This is a genomic window from Ferruginibacter sp. (genome assembly GCF_031391665.1).
GTDB lineage: Bacteria > Bacteroidota > Bacteroidia > Chitinophagales > Chitinophagaceae > Ferruginibacter.
This window is the reverse complement of the sequence record NZ_JANMUN010000171.1, coordinates 1-13295: the sequence shown is the minus strand read 5'-3', so window position 1 is coordinate 13295 and position 13295 is coordinate 1. Positions and strand designations below refer to the sequence as shown.

The 13295-nt window shown below is 36.9% G+C and carries 7 protein-coding genes; 2 read left to right on the top strand and 5 right to left on the bottom strand.

All coding sequences use genetic code 11. The annotated features are described in order from the left end of the window. The first annotated feature begins 48 nt into the window (after positions 1–48). Positions 49–1086 (top strand): PorP/SprF family type IX secretion system membrane protein, encoded by a 1038-nt coding sequence (locus tag ACY651_RS12645; protein ID WP_462253267.1) that lies wholly within the window; start codon positions 49–51, stop codon positions 1084–1086. A gap of 34 nt (positions 1087–1120) precedes the next feature. On the opposite strand, the gene ACY651_RS12640 is transcribed toward ACY651_RS12645, so the two are convergent. Together ACY651_RS12640 and ACY651_RS12635 are read right to left on the bottom strand one after the other, a co-directional pair. Beyond that, complete coding sequence (locus tag ACY651_RS12640; RefSeq protein WP_462253265.1) at positions 1121–3424, bottom strand: DUF5703 domain-containing protein; 2304 nt, start codon at positions 3422–3424, stop codon at positions 1121–1123. Positions 3425–3449: 25 nt separating this feature from the next. Further along, complete coding sequence (locus ACY651_RS12635; RefSeq protein WP_462253262.1) at positions 3450–4367, bottom strand: AraC family transcriptional regulator; 918 nt, start codon at positions 4365–4367, stop codon at positions 3450–3452. A 624-nt stretch (positions 4368–4991) separates the two neighbouring features. On the opposite strand from ACY651_RS12635, the gene ACY651_RS12630 reads away from it, so the two are divergent. Then, positions 4992–6422 carry a sialate O-acetylesterase gene (locus tag ACY651_RS12630; protein WP_462253260.1) on the top strand — a complete coding sequence of 477 codons (1431 nt, stop codon included), beginning with the start codon at positions 4992–4994 and terminating at the stop codon, positions 6420–6422. Positions 6423–6448: 26 nt separating this feature from the next. Here ACY651_RS12630 and ACY651_RS12625 read toward each other — a convergent pair whose 3' ends face one another. The 3 genes from ACY651_RS12625 to ACY651_RS12615 form a co-directional block, all read right to left on the bottom strand. Further along, positions 6449–9757: a glycosyl hydrolase gene (locus ACY651_RS12625; RefSeq protein WP_462253258.1), complete on the bottom strand. Its 3309-nt coding sequence runs from the start codon at positions 9755–9757 to the stop codon at positions 6449–6451. A 120-nt stretch (positions 9758–9877) separates the two neighbouring features. Further along, complete coding sequence (locus tag ACY651_RS12620; protein ID WP_462253256.1) at positions 9878–11038, bottom strand: glycosylase; 1161 nt, start codon at positions 11036–11038, stop codon at positions 9878–9880. 164 nt (positions 11039–11202) lie between these two features. Further along, the coding region (locus tag ACY651_RS12615; RefSeq protein WP_462253254.1) for a glycoside hydrolase family 2 TIM barrel-domain containing protein at positions 11203–13295 on the bottom strand (2093 nt) is incomplete at its 5' end.

Sequence of the window (13295 nt, the reverse complement as noted above, 5' to 3'; positions counted from 1 at the left end):
ATACGTTTGGAATATTACAAATTGGCACTAACAACAAAAAACTGCACCATGAAAAAAGGTTTAGTTAAACCTTTATTGATTTTTTTTACTCTGATTGCCATTGGCAGCCAAGCCTATACACAAGACATTCACTTTTCGCAATTTTTTGAAACCCCTTTACTAAGAAACCCTGCTCTGGCTGGTATTTTTAATGGTGATGTAAGGATACAGGCTGTTTACCGCAATCAATGGAACAGTGTTACCGTACCATACCAAACCGGCTCAGTAAATGGAGAATATAAGAAACCTGTTGGCAAGGGGGATGATTTTTTAACACTTGGTGGCCAAATTTTGTATGATAAAGCTGGGACAGTTGCTTTACAATCAACCCATATTTTGCCGGCAATAAATTATCATAAATCTTTAAGCGCCGAAAAAAACATGTATCTCTCTTTAGGATTTATGGGTGGCTGGGTGCAACGCAGTATCGATAGAAGCAAGATCACTACCAACAGCCAGTACGATGGCACTGGTTTTAACCCCGGTTTAGCAAGTGGCGAAACTTTTCCAAGAAATTCTTATTCTTATTTAGATGGCAGTGTGGGCATGAGTTTTAATACACAAGTGGGAGAAAATCCTGATAACAATATTTACATTGGAGCTGCTTATCATCATTTTAATAAAGCCACAAAGGTATCTTTTTATGGTAACCCCAATTACGAAATGATCCCCAAATGGGTAGGATCGTTAGGTGTAAGGATGAACATTAACGAATACTCTTTCTTTACTTTATTAGGCGATTATTCCAAACAGGGAACTTTTACAGAAACAATGGCCGGTGCTTTATACTCCTGGAGATTAGATGATATTGAAGATCCGAAATACATTTTACATGGTGGCGCTTTTCTACGCTGGAAAGATGCAATAATACCTGTTGTAAAATTAGAATTTAAGCCACTGTCCGTTTCCGTTAGTTACGATGCAAACCTATCGCAATTAAAAACTGCAAGTAATGGCCGTGGCGGTTTTGAATTGGCTTTAACTTATCAAAAACATTTAGACAGGTACAACACCAGCGCCGATGCAGTACGCTGCCCTAAGTTTTAATACAGCAAAGCCTCATATCTAATGACCGCATAATTTATTTCAGCAATACATTTATATCTTTCATTCTTTCTGCCGGCATCACTTTTAGTGTTACCAAATTTCCATTTATTATTTCAGCTTCTACTGTTGTATTGTAAGGTGCATGTAATTTAAAATGCACATCAATATTTTTTGGCCATGCAGGAAATAAAAATATTTTATTTCCTGCAGTTTGTAATAACATTTCCTGCAGGCCAATCATGCCGCTGCCGCCCCAGTTATGATCGGGCACCCAATCGAAACCCGGACCCCAAAATGCAGGAAATCTTCTTTCAGAATTTTGGAGTTTTAAACTGGTTAGTTTCCATGCTTCGTCAGTTAATCCCAGTCTTGCAGCAAAAATATTATCCTGCTTCCAACCAACATGACTTTTAAATTTTACCACATTGGTATCATACAAAAAGGTATTGATAGCCGTATCTAAACCAGGTTTGCCCACGCCAAAAATGCCCCAAGGAAATACAGGATACAATTGCGGTGACTCTACATTGTTGATGCGTTCCCATGTTTTTGCCGGTGCAATTGTAGTGCGACCATCAAATTGGGTATAATTTAAATCTGGAATTCTTTGTAAAAATAATTGCCATTGTTTTCTTTTTTCTTCAGTAAGAAAATTTGGAGGCAATGCAACTAAACGTTTTGCAATAGTTTGTAATGCAGCAATAGTTGATGTAGAATTGTATGCCATCTTAAAAGTTTCTGCACCACTTCCGGGATATAAAACCAATTTTCCCTTTTCATCCAAAGCTTTTATGCCCCGCTGTTTTGCCAAGTATTGATAATGCTCATCAAAAAATTGCAAGCAACTTTCAATAAAAGGAATTTTATCACTGATATCTTTTCCGGTGTATTCATTTTCCTGCAGCATCATCAAACAAAATTCCAACACCGTATCCCATTCATATTCCAGCCATGCATTGTACTCTACACCCTTATCAAAATTGGCAGGTCGTTTTTGTCCATACTCTGCAAAATTGGGTAACCCAAAATTTTCCATTTGCTCTGTAAAGCAGGCGCCGCCATGGTTCCAGTACACTTTACTTCTTAGTTCAGCATTTTTTAAAATTCGAAAATAAAAATTTAATTGCGGCAGTAATAAATCCCAATCGCCATTTTTTATCATAGGAAAATAAACCAACCGTTGATTTTGCATGGTATGTAAACCGCCACCCCAATTGCGGTAATCTGGCGTTAGTTTATTTGAGGTATCTGTAAAAACCGGATCAACAGTTAATAAGCCGCCGTTAAATTTTGTTGGCCATTCACCACGTGCATTTATGGCCAGCATATAACGGAACAATTGAAAATTCCTACCCACTTCCCATGCTTTTGAATTTACATGAGCATTATCTATTTCGATAAAACTTCGGTTCCAAAAATTTTTCCACCAAAGCTGTGTATTATAAAACGCTATAACAACATTAGCAGATTTTTTCTTTACGGAATCTAAAGATTTTTTCCACGCATTAATATCTTCTACCTGTGCCGTATGCAACAATAAATTCAACGAATGATTTTTTGATGCAGCAGTACTTTTTAATTTCCAACCTTTAAAATTGGTGTTTACGTATTCGCCTTCGTAAGTGCCTGCTGGTATAAAATTTTTTCCACTGAAAGAACCGCCAAATGCCAGTTTGCCAAGTGGATTGTACAATTGATCTTTTACCGGTTCCATTGCCTGTTGTGCAACAGTAACATCAAAAATAGTTTGTGCAGTGTTGTAGTGATAGAATAAAACTTCATTGCTGTTAAAATCAATACTATCTTTTTTGTACACATTATTTTTGGGTGCAGCCCATTTATAGGAGTTGGCAAAATTTTCTCTTGCTTTTATTATTCTATCCTGGTATCGCCAGCTTTCGTAAGCGGCTTCAGCTACAATTTTTTTGTTAGCAGCTATATCAATATGTGCAGCCGAACTAAAAACATTGGCCCAAATTTTTACTGTTGCTTTTACGCCATTGCTTTCTCCTTCAACCGTTACATATCCCTGTTGCAAATGGAGTTCCTGTTTAAAAAATTTTCCATCAAATGGATTGGGAGATAATTTTACTCTTATTCTTCCTGCTTTCATCAATGCATTGTCTTCATTAAAGCTGCCGCTTTTTGCTGCATAAATTAACAGCTCTCCATTTTCTACCCACACATTCATGCCAATATCGCCGCCACCGCAGGGCATACTTTCCGAAGCATTGTTGCTTTGCGAATTCCAAACAATATTATATTTGCTGTTTTGTGCTTTTGTATTTATTGCAACACTAACAAAAAGTAAAACGTAAAAAATAATTATATACTTCATTATTTATTTTGTGGTAAGCAAAAAATTATTCGCTCTTTTTTAATGCCCGGTATTTTTTTGGAGATACACCAATGATAGTTTTAAATCTTTTTGAAAAATAATACGGATCATCAAAGCCCATATCAAAAGCAATGGCTTTTACTGCATGAGTTGTAAAATCTAACTGCTGACAGGCCTTTTGCATTTTCATCTGTAAAAAATAATCTATTGGAGCGTAACCCGTTTTATGTTTAAATAAATTAGAAAAACGGGAGACCGAATAATTGTAATGCTTACTCAGATTGTTTAATGAAATATTTTCGTCGATATGTTCCTGCATGTATAGTATGGCACTATCCACACAATCGGGTGTATCATTTTCAACCGACTCGTAATGCCGGGTATTGTAAATAAATAAAGTAAGAAAATGAGTGAGGCACATGTTGGCAAATAATAAATTATCGATACTGTAGCCTAACTGTAATGCTTTATAAATTTTAGTGAATATGGCAATAGTTTGTGCATTGTTTTTTATTAAGAATGGTTTAAAATGTTTTTGTACAGCCATAGTTTTATTAAATGCCGGTAAACCATCGCCGCCAAAATGTATCCAGTAAATACTCCATGGATGATCGGCATCTGCGCCATAAGCATGCGCTTTATTTTGAGGGAGTATAAAAAACTCGTTGGGACCTACCCGGTAACGTTGCTCTTCAATTTCGTACCAGCCGTGTCCATCCACACAATAAAAAATAAAATTTTCCGGCAAGCCTTTTTTTCTGGCAGTATAATGATCTTTTGCTTTGGGGTAAAAACCAATTGAACAAATATGCAAATGCTTTAACAGCAAATTATTTTGTACCCGGGATTTTAAAATAGTTTTAGGAATTTCGATACGCTGGCGGCCCAGGCCGTACCAAATATTTTTATGCGATCCTTCTTTATTGTCTTTAATTTCTTTCATGCTTACAATCCAATCGATTTAGAATTGAAAATTACTGAAATATTTGCAAGGGGTAATAATCTTATTTAAGTCATTGCAGATTGCAACGTTTTGCAAGCCTTATAACTCACTGACTCCGGCTTCTATTATTAAATAAAATTGCATTAAGATTTTGCTTTTCTTCTTTTCCTTGATGAAAAGAAGAAAAACCTGCCTGCCGGCAGGCAGGATCAAGGGCTGCGGAAAAAAAAGCTACGAAATTTTTTCCGAGGCCCATACTTCAAACTCTTTACTGAGTAGCGTAGCATGGCTTCTTTTTTGTTGAACCTTTTTTAATTTAAGCAAGTTTTGTTAATGGCTAAAGGCCTGAATTAAAAATGTTGAAGACACAGTAGTACAAATGTTCACCATCGCTGCTTCCCGGGATTGGGCTGTATTCAATCCCGGGGCTCCTTTTTTGTTACTTTTTTGCCTGCCCCGAGAAAGGTTTGTGGGCTGTTTCGGGGGGCAAGCAAAAAAGTAAACATTAATCAGAGTAGCAACAAATTATAACTGGCAATAAATAAACAGCATTAAAAATAACAGTACCAGATGCCAATAGAAAACTTTTACTCTATATTCGTTCCTCACAGCAAACCACTCACAATGATTGCATTTAAAAAAATCATCGCTGCAAGTATTATTGCAATAATAGCTATCCCATTTTTTCTTTCGGCAAAAGTACAACTGCCTTCATTTTTTAGTGATGGCATGGTATTGCAACAACAATCTAATGCGGCTGTTTGGGGTTGGGCAAAACAAAATGCAGCTATTAAAATAATTACATCCTGGAATAAAAAAAGTTACTCTGCCATTGCGGATGGCAATGGAAAATGGATGATGAAGATTGCTACACCGGTTGCAGGCGGACCTTACAGTATTTCTATTTCGGATGGTGACCCCGTGATTATAAAAAATATTTTAATTGGCGAAGTATGGTTATGCAGCGGACAAAGCAATATGGAAATGCCAATGAAAGGTTTTAAAGACCAGCCCCTCATGGGCAGTAACGATGCAGTTTTTAATTCTGCCAACGATCAAATAAGAATTTATACGGTGCCCCGTGCAGTAGAAAGATTTGCAAAAGATACCAGTAAAAATGCTGCATGGAAAAATGCCAGTCCCGAAAACATCAGCAATTTTTCTGCGACAGCCTACTACTTTGGCAGATTACTGCAACAACAATTAAAAATACCTGTTGCGTTAATTAATGTAAGTTATGGTGGCTCGCCTGCCGAGGCATTTATGAGTAGTGAATCGTTAAAATTATTTCCTGAAATAATTGTGCCATCTGCAAAGGGCACAGAAAAATTAAATAATAAAAACGCTGCTACTTTATATAATGGGATGATACATCCCGTTATAGGCTTTACTATTAAAGGTTGCCTTTGGTACCAGGGCGAAAGTAATTATGAACGGCCTGATCAATACGAAAAATTATTTGTTGCAATGGTGCAGTTGTGGCGCAGCGAATGGGGACAGGGAAATTTCCCTTTTTATTTTGCTCAGATTGCTCCCTATACTTATAATTATGCCGGTAACAAAACAGAAAAAATGAATTCGGCTTATTTACGTGATGCACAAAGAAAAGCTGCAGCGGCTATACCTAACAGTGGCATAGTTGTTTTAATGGATGCAGGCGAAGATAAAAGTATTCATCCTGCTAACAAAGAAGTTGTGGGCAAGCGTTTTGCTTATTTGGCTTTAGGTGATACTTATTTGTTTAAAGGGTTTGCATTTCAAAGTCCGGCATACGATTCTATTATAGTTAAAGACAGCATGGCCACCATAAAATTTAAATTTGCGCCTAATGGCTTAACCAGTTTTGGTAAACCTATTACACAATTTGAAATTGGGGGTGCTGATAAAATATTTTATCCTGCACAAGCCCTCATCAGAAATGGTACTGTTCAGTTAACCTCGTCGCAAGTTTTAAAACCAGTTGCAGTGAGATATGCTTTTAAAGATTTTGTAAATGGAGAATTATTTAGTGTGGAGGGTTATCCGGTTTCCTCATTCAGGACAGATGATTGGTAAGGCCAGAATTAAACCTCGGCATTTTATTACCATTGTTTTCTTATCGTAATTTTCACATTACCCATTATGCCCGAAGGGAGTAATGGCTTTTTGCTTAAGTAATAAGGAGAGTTGTAAAAAGTTGTTCTTTGTCTGTCAGGTAAAAGCTCATCGCCTTTCAATCGGTTGCGCCAAGTATTGGTTACTTCTATTTCAATTTTATTTTCCCCTGATTTAATTGCTTTAGTAATGTTCAGTTGATAAAGGGGGGTCCATAATGTACCGCAATCTATACCGTTAATTTTTATGGTAGCGATGTTGCAAACAGAATCAAATGCTATTGAAAGTTTAGCTTTTTTTATTTGATCCGGTGTAAAATTAAAAGTGTTAGTATAAACTGCAGAACCAGAGAAAAATTTAAATATGCTGTCCTTCATTAAATGCCAGCTGATTAAACGGTCTAATATAACAGTATCGCTTTGTGGAATTTTTAATTTCCAATTATCATTTAAAAGAATAGTTTGATTCTCTTTATCTGGTGCCATAACAATAGATTCGGCAACAAGTGGCTTTCTGAAAATAATAAATTTAGATTCGTAAGGCTCGAGATTGAAATGCTGCTTTTCGATATCATTCCTCTCCGAAAGATCAAAATACCTGTAAATATAACCTTCACTAAATGATGCAGTTTCAATAATTTTATTCTTTACTCTAAACTGTATATTAACTTCTTCTATAGCTGCTGATTGATTGGATAAAAAATAAATATCAGCATCATCATCCAGCTTCCGGTGAGTCCATGTAATACGGTGCCAGTTTTTTTCTATTATAATATCTTTCTTCACCCCTAAATTTTCAAAACTATTTTCTGTGTATGGGCCTTCAATAAAATTATTACTTACTTTTAGCAATGCAGCATATTCTTTATCTATAATAATTTTTGCTCCTCCCTTTGCAAGTTGTATTAATTTGTCAGCAACAGCAGTACTCATAGTTCCGGCAGGATTCATTGGCTCCTTACCAGGAATTACTAGCACTGCAAAACTGCTACCCTGCGGAGTATATACTCTTCCATCCTTTACTTTCATCTGCATTAAAATATCAGGATTAAAACCATCATATTGATAACCATTCAGTGGATCCAAATAATTAATCGGGTTAGCGATATTTGCTGAATGCGAAACTCCCTCTGGCATTTGCCTTTGTTCTTGTCCTTCATTTTTTAACCGTATATCTTCTTCCAGTACTTTTCTTTTTCCAAAAATACCGGGCAATGTATGTACTAATCTTTGCGGCAATATCGAACGCCGTGGAATTTCTTCGCCTGTAAAAACACCGATATCAACAACAGGTTTTCCTAATTGCAATAAGGCCTGGCACCTGGTTAAATAATCTATCCAAACTTGACTTTGTTTAAACCATGTTTGGTCACGCTGATAAAATAATCCTATGCCGTCCAGTGTCATTCCGGGTTTTTTATCCAGCCATGGATTATGCATAAATACATGCAGTACTAACCTGTTGATACCGGCAGCAAATGCCCTGTCGCCCAATGCTTTTAAATTTCCGGGATGTTCGCCCCAATCACTTCGTAATGTTGTAAATGCTTCTGCCTGTACGATGTTTTTTCCATAAATGTGTGCGCCACTTATAGCATCCTGCATATCATTCGGTTTATCATGTGTGGGACTGTTCAACCAAAATTCTCCCATGGGTATGTCGGCATATTTATAATGCATCATACCATCGCTAACAAATGTTGGTGCAATACTTTCTGCACTAAATGCACATCCTTTTTGATGCGCCAGTTTAGTAAGTGTTGCATAAAATTTATCGTTAACTAATTCTGCAATGGTTTGTCGTACATCATGTAATATTTTTTCTGATGTTGCTGCATTTTTAATTGGCGTTCCTGTCATAACCAATAACCACGGCATTAAATCGTAACCTCTTTTCTTTTTAAATTCAATTGCAAAATTTTTGCTCCAGTTCTGGCTGCCACATTCCCAGCTATCTACATGAAACATTTTTATTACTTCACCAGCAAGCAAAGGGTCTGTATTGGAATAAAATTTTGCAAACCAATTATTAAATTGCAATGTAATTGCTTCGCTATTAAATTTATCACATTCTAATCCTTTACCGCCGCCGCCTGTTGCATTGGTATAACCTGTGGAAGTGTGCCCGATACGCACAACTATCCAGTTTTCATTTGCCGGAGCTACCCAGTTTAATTTTCCGTTTAAAGATAATTTTCCAGTAAGATCTATAATTTTATTTACAGGAACAGCATCTTTTTCATTTACCTGCAAACTATCCGATGCTGCAGCAATGCGCCATACACTTCCATTCTTTGCTTCGTAATTATTAATTACCGGTTCGCCGCTTACATAAATTCCCTGCACCCGTAAAACAGGTTTCCATTTTGCAGCATCCAGTTCTTCGCTGCCGGGTTCGCTGCCGTTTTTTTGCCATACAAAGCGAATGTATTTTGCAGTAAAGTTTTTTATAGCATGTGTGTAGGCTTCATCCCAATCCTGCCAGCCATGGCGTGGTGGATGTAATGTATCTACTGCAGTAAAATTTATGCTGTCGTTACTTTGCTGAATGATAAAACGCTGCGATTGATACGCATTGTTTTGTTTTTTTATTTTGATCTGCCGTATTGTTATGGATTGCCGGTAACTGTATTGTATCCAGCAGTCAGTATCACTTTTAAAAGTTTCTTTGCTTTTGCTGTTGGATAAAAAAGAAGCATCGGTTCCATTACTTGTAGTGATAACAGGCGTACTGTTGCTGACTTCATTTTTATAATTTGCAGGATACGCAAATACTGCAATGTCTTTGTAATAATTTTCTTTTGTTTCTGGCTGTGGTAATTGAATGGGGCTTTTATTTCCACGCTGAATAAATGTTTTTGTCCAGGTTAACTTTTGCATGCTCAGCTCCGGCGTTATCCATGGGCCACCAGCGAGGGCAAAACCATCACTAACGTGAATGCCAAGCTGCAAATCCAATCGCTTTGCTTCCTGCATGGCAAATTTTACCATGACCCACCACTCAGGCGTTAGTTGCCTTACCTGTGGCTGAAACGGAATTGCAGCAGACGTATCTTTTATGGGCATTAAATAAGCACCACCAATACCAACTTCTTTCATGGCTTGTAAATCGGCAGTGATGCCTGTTTTAGAAACTGCACCATGCATCCAATACCAAAACACCCAGGGTTTTGCGGAGGCTGGTGGGTGAAGAAAATTTTCTTCGATTGCACCGATTGATTTTGTTTGTGCGTTTGCTTCGCTTATTAAAATAAGTGACAGCGTAAGTAGTAAAAAATATTTTAAATGTTTCTTCATTTTTTTTATCCCACTAAGGTACAAAGCACACAAATATTAATATTTGTACTGCTTTATTTTTATACTTTGTTTTCAAGATAGTTTTGTTTTAAACGAACAAACAATACCAGCAGATAGTTTCTACCTAAGTTCCCCTTTAGGGGACAGGGGCTTACTTGTTGCTACTGCAATACCTCTGTGATCTTTATTATCTACCGCACAATAAAAATGATACACCACACCTTTCCATTTTAACACAAAGGGTTTGTGTGCAAACTTTGCATCGAAAGGTTCTGATGATTTAATGAGATCATCGCCATTCCAATCTGTCCAGTTTACTAAATCATAACTGCAGGCAAAGCGGTTGAAGGCATCTTTTCTTCCTTCCCAAAATGCACCAAAATAAAACATCACCCACACATTGCCAATCTTTTGAATTACACCATCGCCGGTAATACCAATTTTATGATGCACCACCGGATCGGTTTGGTATCGTTGCCAATTGATCATATCATCACTTACAGCCATGCCTATTCTTTCGAACCAGCGCCATTTGGGAGTGTTGTTACTGGTATCACCATTGGCATTATAATACATTACAAATGGATGACCCAGGGTTTTTTGTTTATCCCAGATGATGGTGCTTTTAAATAATTTTTTATTCTCCCACCAGCGTACATCAATATCACTCATGGATAAAACAGGATCGATAAAAGGCTGCCATAAATGTGCTTTAGTTATATTTTTATTGGTGCTTGCTATTCCTATGCTGAGTTTACCCGTTTCGTAACCTTTCTCTTTTCCACCAATATAACTCATCCAGTATTTTTGGTTAAACTTTTGTAATTGATAAGAACCTTCCCAATTGTAATCCTGCAAGGCTATGTACCCGGCTTTTTGATTAGCATCCCAATTACTATTTTCTTTGAAAGTGGTATCGCCAAAACTTAATATTTTCCCCAGCGTTTTCCAATGTAATAAGTCTTTACTTTTTGCCAACCAGGTTTCGTAACCACGGCCATCAAATACAACATAGGTCATGTACCAGTTTTTTCCTTTTTTAAATACAGATGGGCAATCTATTTTTTTATTATCATTTTCAGGCGTTAATACCAACCCGTATTTGTATGGCGTTTTTACCTGCCCGTAAATTTGCTGCATTATATTTTGCGGCACTTCCTTTTGTGAAAAGGCATTCAAAAAAAATATTTGGGCTAAAGCCCAGCAAAAGAAAACTTTTGCTATCCCCGGCCTGAAGGCCGGGGCAATTGAAAATGCAATTCCTTTACTAAAAGTACTCATAATTAAAATTGTTATTCTTGACATGAAGGCCAGCAATTGAAAACACAATTACTTTATTAAAAGTACTCATCATTAACATTATTATCCTTGACATAAAGACCACGGCAATTGAAAATACAGTACTGTGTTTTAATTTTTCGACCCCTTGCAAATATTTATTCATTTTAGAATTTTATTTCTTTTGCTTTTTCTGAAGCATTGTTTTCTTTTGCATTATACGGTAATAAATAAAAACTGTACTGGTAATCCTTTGCTTTTATTTGATATTTTTCCAATGGCGCAGCCACATCGCTCCAGCTATCGTTACCACCAACACCCATTTGTATCAAATCAATATTTAAAGTGATGAAGCCGGCATCTTTTAATTTATTAGTATGCTTTGCATTTTGAATATTCTCTTCGGTATATGGCCATGCGCTCATACTTAATAAACTATCGGCAACAACTAACAATCCGTCTTTTTGTTTGTTGTATAAAAACATCCAGCGTACATCGGTACGGTTACCATTCTCCTGCGGCACCACATAATTTTCCATAAATTGATGCAGTGGTAAGCGGTAAGCGCCAGCATCGGCTCCATAATTTTTATCAATGTAATTTTCCATAGAGCCTTTGCCAAACCATTCAATATTTTCATAACTTCTGAGTATGCCCATTTGCATACCTACTTTAGGCATGTTGGGTAAACCGGGTTTTACATTGAGCGTATAATCAACCTTTATCACTCCGTTTGCATAAACATGATAAGCTACATTCACCAAAGCACTGTCGTGTATTAATGTGTATTGATTAGTTATAACAATACAATTTTCCTCTTTTGATGTATTTGTTTTCGATAGAACCAAATCATTATCATACCATTGTTTCAATTTTCGTTGCGGTTTCCAACCACGTTTATCATTGTCTGTTAAAGGACGTGTAAAGTGAGGAACCAATGGTTGATAAATTTGCTGAACCCCGTTTACTATGTAAGAGCTTAATCCTCCTTTATCAGTTGAACTAATGGTCAATGAAAAATTTGCATTATTTATTTCTACACCGGTCAATCCGTAACGAACAATAAACTCATAATCACCGGCAGTATTTTTTTGTTTAATCGCAGCCTTTACTTGAAACTGATCGGAGGCAACTTCAAATCCTTTGCCCGCCCAAAGTTCATCCTCCTTTAAATCAAAACGAATAGCTGCATGATATTCGGCATTGGCTTTTAATTCGGGCAGGTAATCAGCAATACTAATTACCGAATCTTTACCTGCTTCAATATTTATTGCCGGCATATCTTTAGCCACAATAACATAACCATCTTCTTTTATTAACACAATAGCGTTATAGGTATTGGTATTTTTTACCGCACTTCGGTTAGTTATTTTTATCAATCCTTTTTTTGAATCTATCAATTCACATGTTATAGGCTGAAAAATTCTTTTACATTCAAACATCACGCCTTTCGGTTTTCCATCAGCATTCACTATTCCTTTAATGGTAAAGTTGTCGAAATATTTTTCTCCAAAGTCGCCACCATAAGCATAATACTCAACACCTGCGGAATCTTTTTTTAATAAAGCCTGGTCTTTAAATTCCCAGATGCAGCCGCCAATAATTCTTTTGGTGTTTCTCCACTGATCCCAAAAGTCTTTTAGGTTTCCACCACTGTTACCCATGGCATGTGCATACTCACAAAAAAATATCGGCCTGCTATCACCGTTAGGTTGGTTGGCAAGCAGAGGCGCTGTGTAATCCGAAGGATACATCCGGCTCACTACATCAACATAATACTGATCTAAAGGATTTTGAATGCGGTGCGAATGATCGTTGCTTTTTAAATATTTTATATCGGAGGGATCGATATAACCTTCTTCTTTTTGGCTTCCCATTGCAGGCTCGTAATGCAATGGTCTTGTAATATCAAAATCATGTATCCAGGCGGCCATGGCTGCATGATTAGGTCCGCTGCCGGCTTCGTTACCCAGGCTCCACATTATTATGGATGGATGATTTTTATCACGCAATGCCATACGGCTGATGCGTTCGATGTAAGTGCCTGCCCACATCGCATCATGACTTAATTTTCCACCGAGGCCATGTGTTTCTAAATTGGCTTCATCAATTACCAAGATGCCAAATTCATCGCAGAGGTCTAATAAATACGGGTCGCTGGGATAGTGGGATAAACGAACACAGTTAAAATTGAAACGCTTCATAGTAGTAATATCCTGTAAAATATCTTCACGGCTTAATGCTTTTCCTTTTGTTGGGT

What these genes read in the sequence shown, in the direction of transcription:
- ACY651_RS12645 (WP_462253267.1), top strand. Translation starts at nt 49, where the DNA reads ATGAAAAAAGGTTTAGTTAAACCTTTATTGATTTTTTTTACTCTGATT.
- ACY651_RS12640 (WP_462253265.1), bottom strand. Translation starts at nt 3,424, where the DNA reads ATGAAGTATATAATTATTTTTTACGTTTTACTTTTTGTTAGTGTTGCA.
- ACY651_RS12635 (WP_462253262.1), bottom strand. Translation starts at nt 4,367, where the DNA reads ATGAAAGAAATTAAAGACAATAAAGAAGGATCGCATAAAAATATTTGG.
- ACY651_RS12630 (WP_462253260.1), top strand. Translation starts at nt 4,992, where the DNA reads ATGATTGCATTTAAAAAAATCATCGCTGCAAGTATTATTGCAATAATA.
- ACY651_RS12625 (WP_462253258.1), bottom strand. Translation starts at nt 9,757, where the DNA reads ATGAAGAAACATTTAAAATATTTTTTACTACTTACGCTGTCACTTATT.
- ACY651_RS12620 (WP_462253256.1), bottom strand. Translation starts at nt 11,038, where the DNA reads ATGAGTACTTTTAGTAAAGGAATTGCATTTTCAATTGCCCCGGCCTTC.